Annotated in this window: 14 protein-coding genes and 1 pseudogene; 2 read left to right on the top strand and 13 right to left on the bottom strand. The window is 63.1% G+C overall.

Annotation, left to right across the window (positions count from 1 at the left end; genetic code table 11):
* Positions 1-32: 32 nt before the first annotated feature.
* Positions 33-260 (bottom strand): hypothetical protein, encoded by a 228-nt coding sequence (locus tag BSY16_RS12815; RefSeq protein WP_069060018.1) that lies wholly within the window; start codon positions 258-260, stop codon positions 33-35.
* A 67-nt stretch (positions 261-327) separates the two neighbouring features.
* A complete protein-coding gene (locus BSY16_RS12820; protein ID WP_069060019.1) occupies positions 328-930 on the bottom strand; it encodes a LysE family translocator in 603 nt (200 codons plus the stop codon).
* 130 nt (positions 931-1,060) lie between these two features.
* Between BSY16_RS12820 and BSY16_RS12825 the strand changes: the two are divergent.
* Positions 1,061-1,518: pseudogene (locus tag BSY16_RS12825) on the top strand (Lrp/AsnC family transcriptional regulator).
* Between the two features lie 160 nt (positions 1,519-1,678).
* Here BSY16_RS12825 and BSY16_RS12830 read toward each other — a convergent pair.
* From BSY16_RS12830 to rimP, 11 genes are all read right to left on the bottom strand, one after another.
* The gene (locus BSY16_RS12830; RefSeq protein WP_069060020.1) at positions 1,679-2,695 is read right to left on the bottom strand and encodes a class I SAM-dependent methyltransferase; all 1,017 of its coding nucleotides are present in this window, start codon (positions 2,693-2,695) and stop codon (positions 1,679-1,681) included.
* Between the two features lie 92 nt (positions 2,696-2,787).
* The gene (gene pnp, locus BSY16_RS12835) at positions 2,788-4,929 is read right to left on the bottom strand and encodes a polyribonucleotide nucleotidyltransferase (protein ID WP_069060021.1); all 2,142 of its coding nucleotides are present in this window, start codon (positions 4,927-4,929) and stop codon (positions 2,788-2,790) included.
* Positions 4,930-5,277: 348 nt separating this feature from the next.
* Positions 5,278-5,547: a 30S ribosomal protein S15 gene (gene rpsO / locus BSY16_RS12840; protein WP_069060022.1), complete on the bottom strand. Its 270-nt coding sequence runs from the start codon at positions 5,545-5,547 to the stop codon at positions 5,278-5,280.
* A 162-nt stretch (positions 5,548-5,709) separates the two neighbouring features.
* Positions 5,710-6,048 carry an SH3 domain-containing protein gene (locus BSY16_RS12845; protein ID WP_150129954.1) on the bottom strand — a complete coding sequence of 113 codons (339 nt, stop codon included), beginning with the start codon at positions 6,046-6,048 and terminating at the stop codon, positions 5,710-5,712.
* A gap of 40 nt (positions 6,049-6,088) precedes the next feature.
* A complete protein-coding gene (locus BSY16_RS12850) occupies positions 6,089-7,741 on the bottom strand; it encodes a sensor histidine kinase (protein WP_083243001.1) in 1,653 nt (550 codons plus the stop codon).
* A gap of 226 nt (positions 7,742-7,967) precedes the next feature.
* Complete coding sequence (gene truB / locus BSY16_RS12855) at positions 7,968-8,903, bottom strand: tRNA pseudouridine(55) synthase TruB (RefSeq protein ID WP_069060024.1); 936 nt, start codon at positions 8,901-8,903, stop codon at positions 7,968-7,970.
* Between the two features lie 97 nt (positions 8,904-9,000).
* The gene (gene rbfA, locus BSY16_RS12860) at positions 9,001-9,411 is read right to left on the bottom strand and encodes a 30S ribosome-binding factor RbfA (protein ID WP_069060025.1); all 411 of its coding nucleotides are present in this window, start codon (positions 9,409-9,411) and stop codon (positions 9,001-9,003) included.
* Between the two features lie 72 nt (positions 9,412-9,483).
* Positions 9,484-12,162: a translation initiation factor IF-2 gene (gene infB / locus BSY16_RS12865; protein ID WP_069060026.1), complete on the bottom strand. Its 2,679-nt coding sequence runs from the start codon at positions 12,160-12,162 to the stop codon at positions 9,484-9,486.
* Positions 12,163-12,266: 104 nt separating this feature from the next.
* Positions 12,267-12,920, bottom strand: coding sequence for an RNA-binding protein (locus tag BSY16_RS12870; RefSeq protein ID WP_286157135.1), 654 nt, complete (start codon positions 12,918-12,920; stop codon positions 12,267-12,269).
* A gap of 67 nt (positions 12,921-12,987) precedes the next feature.
* Positions 12,988-14,586 carry a transcription termination factor NusA gene (nusA, locus tag BSY16_RS12875; protein WP_069060028.1) on the bottom strand — a complete coding sequence of 533 codons (1,599 nt, stop codon included), beginning with the start codon at positions 14,584-14,586 and terminating at the stop codon, positions 12,988-12,990.
* Positions 14,587-14,719: 133 nt separating this feature from the next.
* Positions 14,720-15,337, bottom strand: coding sequence for a ribosome maturation factor RimP (gene rimP, locus BSY16_RS12880; protein WP_069060029.1), 618 nt, complete (start codon positions 15,335-15,337; stop codon positions 14,720-14,722).
* Between the two features lie 256 nt (positions 15,338-15,593).
* Between rimP and BSY16_RS12885 the strand changes: the two genes are divergently transcribed.
* Complete coding sequence (locus BSY16_RS12885) at positions 15,594-17,222, top strand: MFS transporter (protein ID WP_069061527.1); 1,629 nt, start codon at positions 15,594-15,596, stop codon at positions 17,220-17,222.
* Position 17,223 lies beyond the last annotated feature (1 nt).

Consider the following 17,223-nt stretch of genomic DNA (forward strand, 5'->3'; position numbering starts at 1 on the left):
GCTGAAACGCTTCGCGCCGTTTCGTTCCGCGCTCAAAGCGCCATCAGCACCACGACAAGCAGGATCACAGCGGCAAGAATGCTCAGGAACAGCGTGCGGACACGACTGTTCATTTCCGGCGTTATGCCGGCCGTGCTGCGCCGCAAAAAGGCGAGCGGCACCTCGGAGGTTGGCGTATGCCCCTCCCCTTCCTTCACTTCCTTGGCGATGACTTCCGCCACATCTTCCGTGATCGGCGGTCTTGCTGGTCCAAAAGCCATTACGGGTCTCCTGAACGGGAACAGTCGGGCGATGGTGGACCTCTTTGAGGCAAATGGCAATCGGCTCCTATTCGAGCACGACCGGCACGAGAGAAAGCACCAGCAGCAGCGCCATCGCCTGATTGAAGCGTTTCAGGCTGCGCTCGCTTCTGATGAAGCGTGAGGCCCCCACGCCAACCCATGTCCAGGCCACGGTGCTGGCAATGGTTGCACCGCCGAAGATAGCGGCGAATGCCGTGGGGATCGCCAGATCTCCTGAGCTGCCGCTACCATAGGTTACGACAGCGCCTGCCACCATCACCCAGAGCTTCGGATTGACGAGTTGCAGCAGCGCGCCTTCGACGAATGTAAACGGCCGCTGCTTTCCGCTCTCTGCGGCAAGCCCGGTGGGTGCTGCATTGGCGATGCGCCAGGCCAGCCAGAGAAGATAGGCGACGCCCAGCCATTTCAGCACGAAATGCACCCTTGGCCCGGAGACCAGCGATCCACCCGCTGCTGCCACGACGAAGATGATGACGGCGACGCCGATGCCCATGCCGGTCGCGACCGGAAGCGTACGGCGGAAACCATAATTCGCCCCGGATGCCGCCACCATCGTGTTGTTCGGCCCCGGCGTGCCCGCCATGGCGAAGGCAAAGCCCGTTGCTGCCAGAACCCAAGCCCAATCCATGCCGCTCTCCTCATCGAAACCGGGACAGCCTAGCCAACCTCCAGCGCAACGGGGTTGCCAAGATGCCAGCCTTGGGAAAGAGTTTGGCATTCGATGCCGATGACTGGCTTGAACGATCGTGAGGATTCCAATGCAGCTCGATGATATAGACCGCCGCATTCTTCGCGAACTCCAGCAGGATGGCCGGATGCAGAATATCGAGCTGGCGCGACGCGTCGGCCTGTCGCCCTCGCCCTGCTGCGCCGGGTCAAATTGCTGGAAGATGCGGGCGTGATCAGCCGCTATGTCGCGGTTGTCGATCAAGCGAAGGTGGGCTTGCAGCTTTCCATGTTCGCCCGCGTTTCGCTGACTGCGCAGGATGCCGAGACGATCGACCAGTTCATCGCGGCGATGAGGCGGCTGCCGGAGGTGGTGGAGTGTTACATCATGCTCGGCGAGAGCGACGCGCTGCTGCGCGTCGTCGTCTCGGATCTCGCCGACTATCGCCGCTTCCAGGCGGCGAACCTTACCCGTAAGAACGGCATCCAGACCGTCAAGACGGACGTGCCGAGCGAGACGATCAAGCAGACCTTTGCGCTGCCGCTGTGAGCATTTGCAGCCGCGTGGGCACCACGCGGCTGCGCGGCAATACGGCGAGGGAAAGCCTAAAGCGCGCCGCGATCTTTCAGATTCGCTCCTTGCGCTTTAGCTCCTTGATTTTTCACATGTCGTTATCGCAAAATCGCTACGCATGTTTGCGCGACATGCTTTAGCGCTTGCCCCACAGCACCTTGAAGCGCGCATTGCGGCAGACTTCGCCGCTCTCCTTGAAGGCTTCCTTGAGCACCGGCTCATAGGGCAGGCCGCGATTGGCGACCATCAGCAGGCGACCACCGACCTTGAGCGCCTTCGCTGCCGCACGGATCATCGCGCCGCCCAGGCCGTGATCGGTCGCCTGGCCTTCATGGAAGGGCGGGTTCATGACGATGAGGTCGTAGTGATCGCGCGGCGTTTCAGCCGTCAGGTCGAACCAGTAGTAACGTGCCGGAATGTTCGGGCAGTTCTCCGCCATGTTTTCCTTGGCGGCTTCCAGTGCATCGTAATGCGCTTCGAACAGATCGACGCCCTTCACCTGAGGCGCGCGGGAACCGAGCATCACCGAGAGGTAGCCCCAACCGGCGCCGAAATCGGCGGCATGACCATGAAAATCTTCCGGAATGCGGGTCGCGAGCAGTTCGGAGCCGTCGTCGATCCGGTCATGCGAGAACATGCCGGGAGCAGCGGTGAAGCGGCCAACAATGCGCACCGGCTTTGCGGCCAGCTTGGCAATCGCCTCGGAAGGATCTTCCGGACGGGCGAACCAGATAGCGAGGCCGTGATACTTCGGCATATAGTCGCCGGTGAGGCCCAGCTGGTCCAGGCGCTTGCGCATGGACTGGACGCCGTCTTCCTTGCCGCCGGCAACGACGATGATACCACCCGTGCGCACGCGGCGCAGTGCCTCGGCAATGCGGTTCTCGTTCTCGCCCTTGTGCTTGTTGATGAGAATGAGCGCCCCATCATAATCCTCGCCCTCGACGACCGGCTTGACCGGCGCGCGCACGGCTTCCAGTCCGCGATACAGCGAGCGCAGCGGCTGCACGGCATCGAGCGTCGCCGCAAAACCCTCCGGCGGGCGCTGGCCGGCCTCGGCGCCGAGGAAAAGATAACGTTCGTCCTCGCCCGGCATGCCGAGCGTGCCGGAGGCAAAGGGATGGAACAGGGTTTTCAGGGCGTCGCGGGTCATGGTGGGCTTTCGGCGGGCGAGAGAACAAAGAGATCAAAGAAAAGGGGCGCGGAACGTGCCGCTCCGCGCCCCCTCGATGCGTAAGGGTAGGGTTACTCGGCGGCTTCGCCGTCGCCCTTCTTGTCGGCAGCGACTTCCTTGCCGGTCGCCTGGTCGACGACCTTCATGGAGAGGCGAACCTTGCCGCGCTCGTCGAAGCCCATCAGCTTGACCCAGACCTTGTCGCCTTCCTTGACGACGTCGGAGGTCTTGGCAACGCGCTCCTGAGCGAGCTGTGAGATGTGCACGAGGCCGTCGCGCGGGCCAAAGAAGTTGACGAATGCGCCGAAGTCGGCGGTCTTGACGACCGTGCCTTCGTAGACCATGCCGACTTCCGGTTCAGCGACGATCGAGTGGATCCACTTGCGGGCCGCTTCGATTTCCTTGCCGGACGAGGAGGCGATCTTGATCGTGCCGTCGTCTTCGATGTTGATCTTGGCGCCGGTCTTCTCGACGATTTCGCGGATGACCTTGCCGCCCGTGCCGATGACTTCACGGATCTTGTCGACCGGGATGTTCATGACTTCGATGCGGGGAGCGAATTCGCCGAGCTGCGAGCGGCCTTCGGTGATGGCATTGGCCATCTCGCCGAGGATGTGCTTGCGGCCGCCCTGCGCCTGGCTGAGCGCGACCTTCATGATCTCTTCGGTGATACCGGCGATCTTGATGTCCATCTGCAGCGAGGTGATGCCGTCAGCGGTGCCGGCAACCTTGAAGTCCATGTCGCCGAGGTGGTCTTCGTCGCCGAGGATGTCGGAGAGAACCGCAAAGCGCTCGCCTTCGAGGATGAGGCCCATGGCGATACCGGCAACCGGCTTTGCCAGCGGAACGCCGGCGTCCATCAGGGCAAGCGAGGTGCCGCAGACCGTGGCCATCGAGGACGAGCCGTTCGACTCGGTGATCTCGGAAACGACGCGCAGCGTGTAGGGGAACTGTTCCGCCGTCGGCAGCATCGGGCGGATAGCGCGCCAGGCGAGCTTACCGTGGCCGATTTCGCGGCGGCCCGGGGAGCCCATGCGGCCCGTTTCACCGACCGAGTAGGGCGGGAAGTTGTAATGCAGCAGGAAGCGTTCCTTGTACATGCCGGTCAGGCTGTCAACATACTGCTCATCTTCGCCGGTGCCGAGCGTGGCAACGACGATCGCCTGCGTTTCACCACGGGTGAACAGGGCCGAGCCGTGGGTACGCGGCAGGATACCGACTTCCGACACGATTGCACGAACGGTGTCCAGATCGCGGCCGTCGATGCGGCTCTTGGTGTCGAGGATGTTCCAACGAACGATCTTGGCCTGCAGGTGCTTGAATACCGCGCCGATGACTTCGTTCGTGTACTTCGGCTCAACGCCTTCCGGGAAGAAGTGTGCCTTGACCTTAGCCTTGACGGCGTCGACGGCAGCGTAGCGGTCAGCCTTCTGGGTGATCTTGTAGGCAGCGCGCAGTTCGGTTTCGGCAAGGCCGAGCATTTCGGCTTCGAGCGCGGAATGATCTTCCGGGGTGAAGTCGCGCGGCTCCTTGGCAGCCACTTCGGCGAGCTTGATGATCGCGTCGATGACCGGCTGGAAACCCTTGTGGCCGAACATGACGGCGCCGAGCATGACGTCTTCGTTCAGTTCCTTGGCTTCGGATTCAACCATCAGGACGGCGTCCTGCGTGCCGGCAACGACGAGGTCGAGAACGGACTCGTTCATCTCGTCGAGATGCGGGTTCAGGACGTATTCGCCATTGATGTAGCCGACGCGAGCGCCGCCGACCGGGCCCATGAAGGGAATGCCGGAGATCGTGAGCGCTGCCGAAGCGGCGACCATCGACAGGACGTCGGGATCGTTTTCGAGGTCATGCTGGATGACGGTGACGACAACCTGCGTGTCGTTCTTGTAGCCTTCCGGGAAGAGCGGGCGGATCGGACGGTCGATCAGGCGGGAAACCAGCGTTTCCTTTTCCGACGGACGGCCTTCGCGCTTGAAGTAGCCACCCGGGATCTTGCCGGCGGCGTAGGTCTTTTCCTGGTAGTTGACGGTCAGCGGGAAGAAATCCTGGCCCGGCTTCGGCGCCTTGGCGGAAACGACGGTGGCGAGAACGACGGTTTCGCCGTAGGTCGCGAGAACGGCGCCGTCAGCCTGGCGGGCGATCTTGCCGGTTTCCAGCTTGAGCGGGCGGCCCGCCCATTCGATTTCAACCGTATGGGTATCGAACATGTGTTGTCCTTCTTGGCGGATACGCGCACCGCCGCCATAGGGCGCAGGTGGTCTATCCGCTTTCATGACACATCATGGGCAAGACAACGGGAGGCTTCCGACGGTCGGCTCGCGATCTGCGGGCGAAGGCTTTGTGAGCCCGGCCGACGACAGGCGCGCGCCTGAAGCATCCTGCAATCCTGCCCCATGACAGGTCATCGGTTGGTTCCGCAGGACCGGCGCATCCGGCCTGCTGGAGAATCCCATTTCACGAGGCGGTCGCAACCGGCACAGGCAAAACGGTCTGGCGGAATTCTCTTCCGCAAAAGAAAGCGGCGGGCGCTCACGAAGAACGCCCGCCGGAATTGTTTAGCGGCGAATGCCCAGGGCAGCAATCAGCTTGCTGTAACGGGATTCGTTCTTCTTCTTGAGGTAGTCAAGAAGCGAGCGGCGGGTGGAAACCATCGTCAGAAGGCCACGACGGGAGTGGTTGTCCTTCTTGTGGTCCTTGAAGTGACCGGTCAGGTTGTTGATGCGCTCGGTCAGGATAGCAACCTGGATTTCCGGGGAACCGGTGTCGCCTTCGACGGTTGCGTATTCTTTCATCAGCGCAGCCTTGCGCTCAGCAGTAATCGACATCGTGTGTCCTTTCAGGAATGGAGAACGAGGACGCCAAAAGCCGGGATGTCGTCCAGCGATGGCCGTGAAGGCAAGAAGGCATAAGCCCCCATTGCTGGCGGTGCCTATAAACCATTCCCTTATGAAAGGGAAGAGCCCTGATTGCAGGCCTCTCCTGCGGGCCTAGCGCTGCTCCGCCGGCTGGCTCGGAGCCGCCTCGCGCGCATCGCCGGCCTGCTTGCAGACAACATAGGCGCCGAAGATCCAGCCAAGCCGCTCTCCCTGGCGCGCGACGAAGAGCCAGTGTTTCGTGCCGATCCGCATCTCGTCGACAACCTCGACCGCCGTGCCGTTGGCAAGCGTTGTCAGGATCGACCCGTTCGGCGCCGAACGCACGTTGAGCGCCGTACCGGTCGGATCGTCCACGAGGCACTGGGTGTTTCCGGCGGCGAAAGCCGCAGGCGAGGCCAAGGTGACGGAAAGGCAGGCTGACGCGGCAAACGCAAGCAGAAATGACCTCATGAAATACACCCGTTACCATGCCCGGAAAGGATCAAGCCCGTCATTCGGCAGCGCCCTGCTGATGCACGTCCTCATCGCGCAGCCGGGCGAGCGGGATCGTCACCCGCCACTCGATGCCGTCGTCATGCACGATGAACTCCAGCTTGGCATCGAGCGCCATGCCGAGCATGCGCTCCAACACCACGCTGCCGAACCCCTTGCGGCTGGCAGCGATGACGTCCCTGTCGATGGTCGCACGGCTTTCACGCCAGACGAGGTTCAGGTTTTCACCGGATGCCACCCAACTCAGCGACACGACGCCGGTCTCGTTGGCGAGCGCGCCATATTTCGTGGCATTGGTGGAAAGCTCGTGCAGCGCCATACCGAGTGTCTGCGAGGCCTGCGGGTCGAGCAGCACGGCCGGCCCGGCGATCTGCACGCGCGTCGCATCATCGGGCGTGAAGGGCTTCAGCTGGTTCTTGGCAAGCTCCGCAAGGTTCACGCCCTGCGTCGCATTGGCGATCATCAGGTCCGTCGAGCGGGCAAGGCCGGCGACGCGCTTGCGGAATGCCTCGGCAAAATCGCCAGCATTTTCCGCACCCGCCGCCGACTGGTTCAGCATCGCCTGGATGACGGTGAGCTGGTTCTTCGAACGGTGCGCCACCTCGCGCATCAGGAAGCGGACTTCGTTTTCCGATTTGACGCGCGCATCCGCAGCCTCCGACAGAGCCCGCGACACGGTTTCGAGTTCGGAGATGGCATAGGGACGGGTCGCGATCCGCTCACCATGGCCGAGCCGGCGGGCGTCGGACGCGAGCAGCCGGACGTCCCGCGACAGGACGCGGGCGATACCGACGGCGCTGGCAGCCGCGAGAAGGGCAAAAACCACCCCGCCGATCGCCAGCCACAGGAAGGAGGAGACGGCAGGCGCCTGCACATCCGACGATTTCGCCCAGGCGATCATGCGCCAGCCGGCGAGGGAGGAAAATTCGGTAACGACCTGATAGTCGACACCCCCCTGCCGCATCGGGCTGACCCCGAGGCGCAGCGACGGCACGACACGCAGGAAGAAAGCTTCGCCCGCTTTCTGATTTTCGTCCGTCGAGACGATGACCGTTCCCTGGCTATCGAGCACGGCGGCATTCCAGCCGGGGGAAAGAATATCCGGGTTGACCGCCCGCCGCAGCGCCTCGGCATTCTTCGTCAGCGTCAGGAGAACGCGCCTGCCATTTGCCAGCTGCATCGGCTGATAGACGTTGAACACCCATTGCTGCGCGGTCTTGCCGAAGAAGATGTCGGAGACCATGCGTTCGCCCCGCGCCAGCGCGAGACCGGCAGACACTGGTTCGGAGGCCCTGTTGAGCGGCGTGCCGTAGGGCACGCGTGTGTTGAGAAGCTGGCGCATCGTCTGGTCGATGATGAGGAAATAGGTATCCGTGCCTTCCAGCGCCTTGCTCGCCTGCGTATGCAGCACGGCGTAATCGCCCTTCAAAAGGCCGTCCGACGTCGACAGAAAATTCAGCGTCGTGAACATTCCGGATATTTCACGCTCGACCGCGCGGTTGACGGCGCCCGTCGAGGTGCGCAGCAGCGATTCGAAGATGCGTTCCTGCGCCTCGTTGGTGCGCTTCAACACGACGATCGAGAAGAGGAAGGCAGGGATGACGATGACGAGAATGAGGCAGACGAGGTAGAAGACCACCGGATGATGCATGCGCCGGCGGCTCAGAACGGGGCCGGTGCCCTCGCCCGCATCCTCGGCGGACACCGTTCTGTCAGTCGACGCAATCCTCAACAGCCAGCCCTTTCACCCTTCGCCCGAAGGCGGCCGCGACGGCAAAGCACCGCCCGGCCCGCGTTCAAGCGAACCTCACAGGCCCATAAAGCCTGTAGCTTGTGGTGAAATCAAGTCGGCAGCGATTGGTTCCGCCCCGTCAAATTTAGCCGGCAAAGACCCGCTTCGGACGGAATTCGCCACCGCCGATCTCGCCGATCGCCACCAGTTTTCCGTGCGCCGTCGCATAGGCCTCGTCCGCTTCGACCGGCGCATCACGGCCGCGCAGGATGATGGGGTTGCCCAGACGCAGGCGATGCGCCTGGTCGTCGTTGATGACGATCTGCGGCAAGCTGGAAAGCGCTTCGCCGGTGTCGATCAGGAACGCATCGAGGGCTGCCAGCCGCTCGGCCTCGTCCTCGATCTTTTCCAGCGCGACCAGGTCAGCCAGCGGCACCATATCGTCTTCGCCGAAAGGTGCGACGAAGGTGCGGCGCAGCCCGGAAATGTGACCATAGCAGCCGAGCTGGCGACCGAAATCGCGGGCGAGTGCGCGCACATAGGTGCCCTTGCCGCATTCGACTTCAAATTCCGCTGTGTTCTCATCCGGGCAGCCGATCAGCTCCAGGCGATGGATTTCCACCTCGCGCGACGGGATCTCGACAACTTCCCCTTCGCGGGCGAGATCGTAGGCTCGTGCACCATCGATCTTGATTGCGGAGAACTGCGGCGGGATCTGCTGGATGACGCCGGTATATTCGCCGAGGATCGCCTTGATCGCATCGGCTGTCGGACGCGTGTCGGAGCTCTGGGTGGCCTCGCCTTCAAGGTCATCCGTCGTGCGTTCTTCGCCCCAGGTGACCGTGAAGACATAGATCTTTCGGCCGTCCATGACATAGGGCACGGTCTTGGTCGCATCGCCGAGCGCGATCGGCAGCATGCCGGAGGCGAGCGGATCGAGCGTACCGGCATGGCCGGCCTTCTGGGCCTTGAGCAGCCATTTGATCTTGGCGACGGCTTCCGTCGAGCCGAAATCGAACGGCTTGTCGAGGATCAGCCAGCCGGAAATCGGCCGGCCCTTGGGTTTGCGTGGCTTGGACATCTTGTTCCTGAATTGTCAGGGCAGGTGTGCTCGCAGTCGCCCGCTCACCCGCCCTATCTATTTGTTATACGCAAAACCGCTGCGCACTTTGCTGGAATTACTTGTCGTCTTCGCCTTCATCGGCGGCGAGATCACGCGCGACTTCCGGCGAGCGCAGGAGTTCGTCGATCTTCTTGTAATTGTCGAAGCTCGTATCGTCGAGGAAGCGCACGTCCGGCATATACTTCATCTGGCGGAGATGCGGTCCAAGACGGCCGCGAATGAACTTCGCATTGCGGTTCAGCGCCTCGATCACCACGTCATGATCCTTGACGCCGAGCGGCGTTACATAGGCCGTTGCGTGCTTCAGGTCAGGCGACATGCGGACTTCCGAGATGGAAATCACGGTCTTCTCGATCAGCGAATCGCGAATCTCGCCGCGCTGAAGCACCTGGGTGATCGCCGCGCGCACCTGCTCGGCTATGCGCAGCATGCGTTGCGACGGCGCTGAGGTTGTTGCTCTTGGCATGGTCGTCACCTTCAAAAAAATACGAGCGCCGAAACGGTCCGGCGCTCGCACGATATTGGGATCGCCGGACGCTTACAGCGTACGGGTGATGTGTTCCACGCGGAAGCACTCGATCGTGTCGCCAGCGCGAATGTCTTCGTAGTTTTCGAAAGCCATACCGCATTCCTGGCCCATCGGCACTTCGGCGACTTCGTCCTTGAAGCGCTTGAGCGTCTTGAGCTTGCCTTCGTGAATGACGACGTTGTCGCGCACGAGACGCACACCGGCACCACGTTCGACCTTGCCTTCGATGACACGGCAACCTGCGACCTTGCCGACCTTCGTGATGTTGAACACCTCGAGGATTTCGGCATTGCCGAGGAAGGTTTCGCGGCGTTCCGGCGAGAGCAGGCCCGACATCGCTGCCTTCACGTCATCCACCAGATCGTAGATGATGTTGTAGTAGCGGATTTCGATGCCGGCCCGTTCGGCCGCCTGGCGTGCCTGCACGTTGGCACGAACGTTGAAGCCGATGATGGCCGCGTTCGAGGCTTCGGCGAGCGAGATATCGGACTCCGTGATACCACCGGCACCGGAATGAACGATGCGGGCGCGAACTTCGTCCGTGCCCAGCTTGTCGAGAGCACCGATGATAGCTTCGATCGAACCCTGCACGTCGCCCTTGATGAGCAGCGGGAATTCTTTCATGCCGGTGTTCTGCAGCTGGTTCATCATCTGCTCGAGAGAGCCGCGCTGACCCGTCTGGCGGGCAACGGCCTTGTCGCGAGCGAGACGCTGACGGTATTCCGAGATTTCGCGTGCACGGCTTTCGTTTTCGACGACCGCGAAACGATCACCGGCAGATGGCGTACCCGAAAGGCCGAGGATCTCGACCGGCATGGCCGGACCGGCTTCCTTGACGTGATCGCCCTTGTCGTTGACGAGCGCGCGGACACGGCCCCACTGGTCGCCGGCAACAATGATCTGGCCCGGGCGAAGCGTGCCCTTCTGAACGAGAACGGTTGCAACGGAACCGCGACCGCGATCGAGCTGGGCTTCGATGACGGTGCCTTCGGCTGTGCGGGCGACGTCGGCCTTGAGGTCGAGAATTTCGGCCTGAAGGAGAACGGCTTCCAGCAGCTTGTCGAGGTTCAGGCCGGTCTTGGCCGAAACTTCGACGTCGAGCACTTCACCGCCCATGGTTTCCACGAACACTTCGTGCTGCAGCAGCTGGTTGCGCACCTTCTGCGGATCAGCTTCGTGCTTGTCGACCTTGTTGATCGCCACGATGATCGGCACGCCGGCCGCCTTGGCGTGGTTGATCGATTCGATCGTCTGCGGCATCACGCTGTCGTCGGCTGCGACCACCAGGATCGCGATATCCGTCGCCTGCGCACCACGGGCACGCATGGCCGTGAAGGCGGCGTGACCGGGAGTGTCGATGAAGGTGATCTTCTGGCCGTTATGCTCGACCTGATAGGCGCCGATATGCTGGGTGATGCCACCGGCTTCGCCCGAAACAACGCTGGTCTTGCGAATGGCGTCGAGCAGCGAGGTCTTGCCGTGGTCGACGTGACCCATGATCGTGACGACCGGCGGACGCGACACCATCTCGCCTTCGTCGTCGGCAATGTTGAAGATACCTTCTTCAACATCGGACTCCGAAACGCGACGGACGGTATGGCCGAATTCGACGGCAATCAGTTCAGCCAGATCGGCGTCGATGACGTCGCCCGGCTTCATCATCTGGCCTTCCTTCATCAGGAACTTGATGACGTCGACGGCGCGTTCGGACATGCGCTGCGACAGTTCCTGAATGGTGATGGTTTCCGGCAGGATGACCTCGCGCATGACCTTTTCACGGGTCTCCTGCATCTGGCTGCGCTTGAACTTCTCCTGACGGCGACGCATGGCCGCGAGCGAACGGCCGCGCTGCGTGGCGTCCTCGTCGGTCGAGGCCGTCGTCAGCGTCAGCTTGCCCTGGCGGCGACCGTCATCGGTCTTCGGACGCGCGGGAACCTTTGCGGGCTCCGGACGCACGACCTTGCCACGGTTGACAGGAGCACCACCACGCGGACGGGCGGTCTCTTCTGCTTCCGTTTCGCGGCGACCGCGACCGGCAATGGGTGCCGGCGTTGCAGCCGGCGGCGTGCGCGCGGGTTGCGGACGGGTCTCGCCAGCGGCCGGCCTTGCGGCAACCGGCTGCACGACAACCTCTTCCACAACGGGAGCGGGAGCGGCGGCCTCAGTGGCGCGGCGCTCGGCCTCTTCCTTTTCGCGGATAAGACGGGCTTCTTCCTCGACCTTGCGGCGGGCTTCTTCTTCCACCTTGCGGCGCGCCTCGTCTTCAGCGCGCTGCTTGGCTTCGGCGGCGTCGCGGACCTGCGCTTCTGCAAGCGCGCGACGACGGGCCTCGACCTCATCCGGGGAAAGTTGGTTCAGCACGACGCCGACCCGCGGGCGGCTCTGCTCGACCCGCTGCGGCTGCGGCGCGGGCCGCGACGACTGCTGCGCAGGACGCGTCTGCTGCTGCACGGGGCGTGCCTGCTGCGGCTCGGGTGCACGTTGCACGGGCGCGACAGGCGTCGGCGCCGGGCGTTCGTCTCCCGGGCGGCTGAAATGGCGCTTTGTGCGGGTCTCGACCACGACGGCCTTGGTGCGACCACGACCCATGTCCTGGCGCACGGTTCCCTGCTGAACCCCCGAGGGCTTCAGGCTAAGGGTCTTCTTGCCAGCCACACTGATCGTCTTGTCGTCTTCGTTGTCGGTCATTCCGTTCCGTTCCTAAGATCAGAGCCGGATGCGTATCACCAGGCCCTGTCGTTCAATTGTGTTCATCCAATGCGATTTCGGCCGGCGTAACGCCGGTGACCGCGTCATTGGTTTGGCTGGCCAGCGCCGCCATGTGCTCCAACCGGGTCGCCGCCCCGGTATTTTTCGAGCATGATTGCGCGCTTCACTACACCCTCACCCGCCTGCCCTGCAAGCGCTGCGGCATGGATAAAAGCATTACTTCCCAAAAGCCCCTCCAATTCACCCTCCGACAGCAGCCTGAAGGAGGGTATTTCCGTCTCATCATCGCGCAGGAAGCTTGCCGCCTTGCGCGCCTGGTCTATCTTCCTGACCCCGTCTGCGGCCGCGTCCGTCGCATGGAAGACCGCGAGCGCTGCCAATGCGCGCACCGCCTGGTCGACCTTGGACGAACCCGTGATGAACTGACCCGCCTTGCGCGCCATGTTCATCATGCCGCCGAGCTGGGCGGCGATCAACCGGTCCACCTCGGCTCCGAGCTCCGGCCCCGCCTTGGCTTCCACCTTCAGCGCACGCCCGAAAAGCTTCTTGGCGACTGCCTTGTCGACGATCGCCCGTTCCGCCTTCACCCAGCAACCACGTCCGGGAAGCTGACGCTTGAGGTCCGGCACGATAACGCCGTCCGGGCCTGCAACGAAGCGGATCAGATCATCCGCCTCGCCCTTTTCGCGCGTCACGATGCACATGCGATCGTTCACGCCGTCGTCCTTCTTACTCATATAGGTTCCCGCCATTCCGGACGCAAAACCGCGAGCCGTATTTTTTCTGGAAGCCGCGGGACGCCGGTCAGGCGTCCTGCTCGCCGCCTTCGACGACCGGCTCTTCGGTGGCGAGATCCGCTTCCGTGATCCAGCCGGCCGCAAGGCGCGCCTGAACGATCATGGCTTCGGCTTCGGCACGGGAAACCTCGAACTTCGCGAACAGGCCCTCGAACTTCTTCGTCTCGCCATCCTTGCGCTCCGACCAGCCGACGAGATCGTCAGCCGCGCAGCCTGCAAAGTCTTCCATGGTCTTGATGCCGTCTTCGCCGAGCGCGACGAGCATCGGGCTCGTCAGGCCGTCGATCTGGCGCAGCTCGTCGGAAACACCAAGCTCCTTGCGCTTGGCATCCATCGCCGCTTCGAGACGGTCGAGATGTTCGCGCGCACGGGTCTGGAGTTCCTGGGCCGTGTCTTCGTCGAAGCCTTCGATGCCGGCAATTTCGCCGAGATCGACATAGGCCAGTTCTTCCACGGCGGCGAAGCCTTCCGAGGCCAGAACCTGGCCGACCATTTCGTCGACGTCGAGGGAATCCATGAACAGCGCGGTGCGCTCGTTGAATTCCTTCTGGCGGCGCTCGGACTCTTCGGCTTCCGTCAGGATGTCGATATCCCAGCCGGTCAGCTGCGAGGCAAGGCGAACGTTCTGGCCACGGCGGCCGATGGCGAGCGAAAGCTGCTCGTCGGGAACGACCACTTCGATGCGCTCGGCATCTTCATCCAGAACGACCTTGGAGACTTCGGCCGGCTGAAGGGCGTTGACGATGAACGACGCCGGATCCTGCGACCACGGAATGATGTCGATCTTTTCGCCCTGCAATTCGCCGACGACGGCCTGGACGCGCGAACCACGCATACCGACGCAGGCGCCGACCGGATCGATCGACGAGTCGTTGGAGATGACGGCGATCTTGGCGCGCGAACCCGGATCACGGGCAACCGACTTGATCTGGATGACGCCGTCGTAGATTTCCGGCACTTCCATAGTGAACAGCTTCACCATGAACTGCGGATGGGTACGCGACAGGAAGATCTGCGGGCCACGCTGCTCGCGGCGCACGTCGTAGACGAAGGCGCGAACGCGGTCGCCGTAGCGCATGTTTTCGCGCGGGATCATCTCGTCGCGGCGGATGATGCCTTCGCCACGGCCGAGATCGACGATGACGTTGCCGTATTCGACACGCTTGACCGTGCCGTTGACGATCTCGCCGATGCGATCCTTGTATTCGTCAAACTGGCGGTCACGCTCGGCTTCGCGCACCTTCTGCACGATGACCTGCTTGGCCGACTGGGCGGCGATGCGGCCGAAATCCATCGGCGGCAGCGGGTCGGCGATGAAGTCGCCGAGCTTGGCGTCCGGGTTGCGGTCGCGGGCAAGCTCCAGCGGGATCTGGGTGGAATAGTCTTCGGCGTGTTCGACGACTTCCAGCAGGCGCTGGAGGCGGATTTCGCCGGTCTTGGAATTGATGTCGGCGCGGATGTTCGATTCCGTGCCGTAACGCGAGCGGGCTGCCTTCTGGATGGCGTCGGCCATCGCGGCAAGCACGATCTCGCGGTCGATGACCTTTTCACGGGCCACGGCATCCGCGATCTGCAGAAGCTCAAGCCGGTTCGCACTGACTGCCATTGTCTCAGGTCTCCATGGTCTGGCCGGGGCAATTGCCGCCGGCGCTGGGGAGCGGATTGCTCGCTCCGGTTCCGTCCTCTCCGCTCCGTCCGCGATCAGGGCAATCGCCCCCGGGACGGAACGCACGCAAAACTTATTCTTCTTCGTCGCCGTCTTCGTCGTTCTGGTTGGCGGCCTGCGCGGCCTTCGCCTTCTTGTCGGCGGCCAGCGCGTCGCGGATCAGCTCGTCGGTCAGGATCAGCCTGCCTTCGGCCAGCGCCGTGAAGGGGATGACGACCGTCGGCTCTTCGCCGGCTGCGGGCTGATCGCGCTCCAGCGTGAAGCCGTTTTCGTCCGCCGCGACGATCTTGCCGCGGAAGCGCTTGCGGCTGTCGACGAGGATCGACGTCTCGCATTTCAGCAAATGGCCGAGCCAGCGTGAAAAGTCCGACTTGCGGACCATCGGCCGGTCGATGCCGGGCGACGAGACTTCGAGATGATACGCCTTGTCGATCGGATCCTCAACGTCGAGCACCGGCGAGACGGCCATCGAGACCTTCTCGCAGTCCTCAACGGTCATCGTGCCGTCCGGACGCTCGCACATGATCTGCAGGGTCGCACCGTTCTGCGCCGAAAGACGCACGCGCACCAGCTGGTAGCCGATCTGCTCGATGGCCGGCTCGATGATGTCGGCAACGCGCCGGTCGAGACCGGTCTCGACGATCAGCCGCGGCTCGACGGCGGTATTTTCTGTCTGGGTCGTGTCGGACATGACATGCCCTCCCGGGATGGTCGTTATCATGCGCTTGATCGGGGCAATAAAAAAGAGCGGGTCCTCGCGGGCCCACTCTTCATCTGACGATCAAGAATTTGAGGTTGATATAGACGCACTCCGCCGGAATTGCAAGGTCGGCCACCACGTCTGCCTGTGGGCGATGTTTTACGTCCACTTTCGCCGTCACCGCCTTGCCCCTTTTGTCCTATGGACTAGATTGCTGACAACGCTGCGTCGAGAATGAGTGCCTGCCGTGCCAGACCGAAAATCCCCCCTCGCCCCCTTCCGAAACGAAACCTTTCGGGTGATCTGGGCAGCGAGCCTGGTGTCGAATTTCGGCGGGCTCATCCAGGCGGTGGGTGCGGCCTGGATGATGGCCTCCATCTCGCCTTCGGCCAACATGGTGGCGCTGGTGCAGGCCTCGATCTCGCTGCCCATCATGTTGTTTTCCGTCGCCGCCGGCGCGCTCGCCGACAATTTCGACCGGCGCAAGCTGATGTTGACGGCCCAGTGTTTCATGCTGACGGTCGCGATCGCGCTGACACTCTGTACGTGGTACGGCGTCATCACGCCCTGGCTGCTTTTGACCTTTACCTTCCTGCTCGGCTGCGGCACGGCGCTCAACAATCCCGCCTGGCAAGCCTCGGTCGGCGACATGGTGCCGCGCGAAGACCTGCCCGCCGCCGTCTCGCTCAACAGCATGGGTTTCAACCTGACCCGCAGCGTCGGCCCGGCCATCGGCGGCGCCATCGTTGCAGCGGCCGGCGCCGCAGCAGCCTTTGCCACGAACGTGCTCAGCTATTTCGCCCTGCTCTTCGTGCTGTTTCGCTGGAAACCCACCGTTTCGCCGCGCACCCTGCCCCGCGAAGACTTTGGCCGCGCCGTCTCGGCGGGCCTGCGTTATGTCTCGATGTCGCCGAACATCGGCAAGGTGCTTTTGCGCGGCTTCGCGTTCGGCCTTGCGACAAGCTCCACCCTTTCCCTGCTGCCGCTGATTGCCCGCGACCTCGTTTCCGGCGGGCCGCTGACCTATGGCATCCTGCTCGGCTGTTTCGGGCTCGGCGCCATCGGCGGCGCACTGATGAATGCGTGGCTGCGCGAACGCTTCACCAGCGAGACCATCGCCCGCCTCGCCTTCACCGGCTTTGCCATCAGCGCGACCGTCTCGGCGCTCAGCACGACGGCCCTTCTAACCGGTGCCGTCCTCTCGATCGCCGGTGCATCCTGGGTGATGGCACTGTCGCTGTTCAACACGACCGTGCAGCTCTCGACGCCGCGCTGGGTGGTGGCGCGCGCACTCTCGCTCTACCAGACGACCACCTTCGGCGGCATCGCGGCAGGAAGCTGGATCTGGGGCACCACGGCCGATACGCATGGCGCGCAGACCGCCCTTCTCGCCTCCGCCGTGGTGATGATTGCGGGGGCTGCACTCGGCCTGCGCTTCGGCCTGCCGGAATTGCAGAGCCTCAATGTCGATCCGCTCAACCGCTTCAGCGAACCGGACCTGCCGCTCGACCTGAAACCGCGCAGCGGTCCGATCGTTGTCCTGATCGACTACGAGATTGCGGAAGGCGACATTCCGGAATTCCTGGAGGCGATGACCGAGCGGCGGCGCATCCGCATTCGTGACGGCGCGGGCCAGTGGGCGTTGATGCGCGACCTGGAAAACCCGACGATCTGGACCGAGACCTACCACGTGCCGACCTGGGTGGAGTATGTCCGCCACAACCAGCGCCGCACCCATGCCGATGCCGCAAACGGCGAGAAACTACGCCAGTTGCACAGCGGGGCGGAGGACCCGCGGGTCCACCGCATGATCGAGCGACAGACGATCATCCCGCACGAATACGAGCGGTTCAAGCAGCAGGTGGAAATCCACTAAC

This window comes from Sinorhizobium sp. RAC02 (genome assembly GCF_001713395.1).
Taxonomy (GTDB): Bacteria; Pseudomonadota; Alphaproteobacteria; order Rhizobiales; family Rhizobiaceae; genus Shinella.

Excerpts from the sequence above, each read along its gene's own strand:
- BSY16_RS12815 (WP_069060018.1), bottom strand. The coding sequence starts at position 260 with ATGGCTTTTGGACCAGCAAGACCGCCGATCACGGAAGATGTGGCGGAA.
- BSY16_RS12820 (WP_069060019.1), bottom strand. The coding sequence starts at position 930 with ATGGATTGGGCTTGGGTTCTGGCAGCAACGGGCTTTGCCTTCGCCATG.
- BSY16_RS12830 (WP_069060020.1), bottom strand. The coding sequence starts at position 2,695 with ATGACCCGCGACGCCCTGAAAACCCTGTTCCATCCCTTTGCCTCCGGC.
- pnp (WP_069060021.1), bottom strand. The coding sequence starts at position 4,929 with ATGTTCGATACCCATACGGTTGAAATCGAATGGGCGGGCCGCCCGCTC.
- rpsO (WP_069060022.1), bottom strand. The coding sequence starts at position 5,547 with ATGTCGATTACTGCTGAGCGCAAGGCTGCGCTGATGAAAGAATACGCA.
- BSY16_RS12845 (WP_150129954.1), bottom strand. The coding sequence starts at position 6,048 with ATGAGGTCATTTCTGCTTGCGTTTGCCGCGTCAGCCTGCCTTTCCGTC.
- BSY16_RS12850 (WP_083243001.1), bottom strand. The coding sequence starts at position 7,741 with ATGCATCATCCGGTGGTCTTCTACCTCGTCTGCCTCATTCTCGTCATC.
- truB (WP_069060024.1), bottom strand. The coding sequence starts at position 8,903 with ATGTCCAAGCCACGCAAACCCAAGGGCCGGCCGATTTCCGGCTGGCTG.
- rbfA (WP_069060025.1), bottom strand. The coding sequence starts at position 9,411 with ATGCCAAGAGCAACAACCTCAGCGCCGTCGCAACGCATGCTGCGCATA.
- infB (WP_069060026.1), bottom strand. The coding sequence starts at position 12,162 with ATGACCGACAACGAAGACGACAAGACGATCAGTGTGGCTGGCAAGAAG.
- BSY16_RS12870 (WP_286157135.1), bottom strand. The coding sequence starts at position 12,920 with ATGAGTAAGAAGGACGACGGCGTGAACGATCGCATGTGCATCGTGACG.
- nusA (WP_069060028.1), bottom strand. The coding sequence starts at position 14,586 with ATGGCAGTCAGTGCGAACCGGCTTGAGCTTCTGCAGATCGCGGATGCC.
- rimP (WP_069060029.1), bottom strand. The coding sequence starts at position 15,337 with ATGTCCGACACGACCCAGACAGAAAATACCGCCGTCGAGCCGCGGCTG.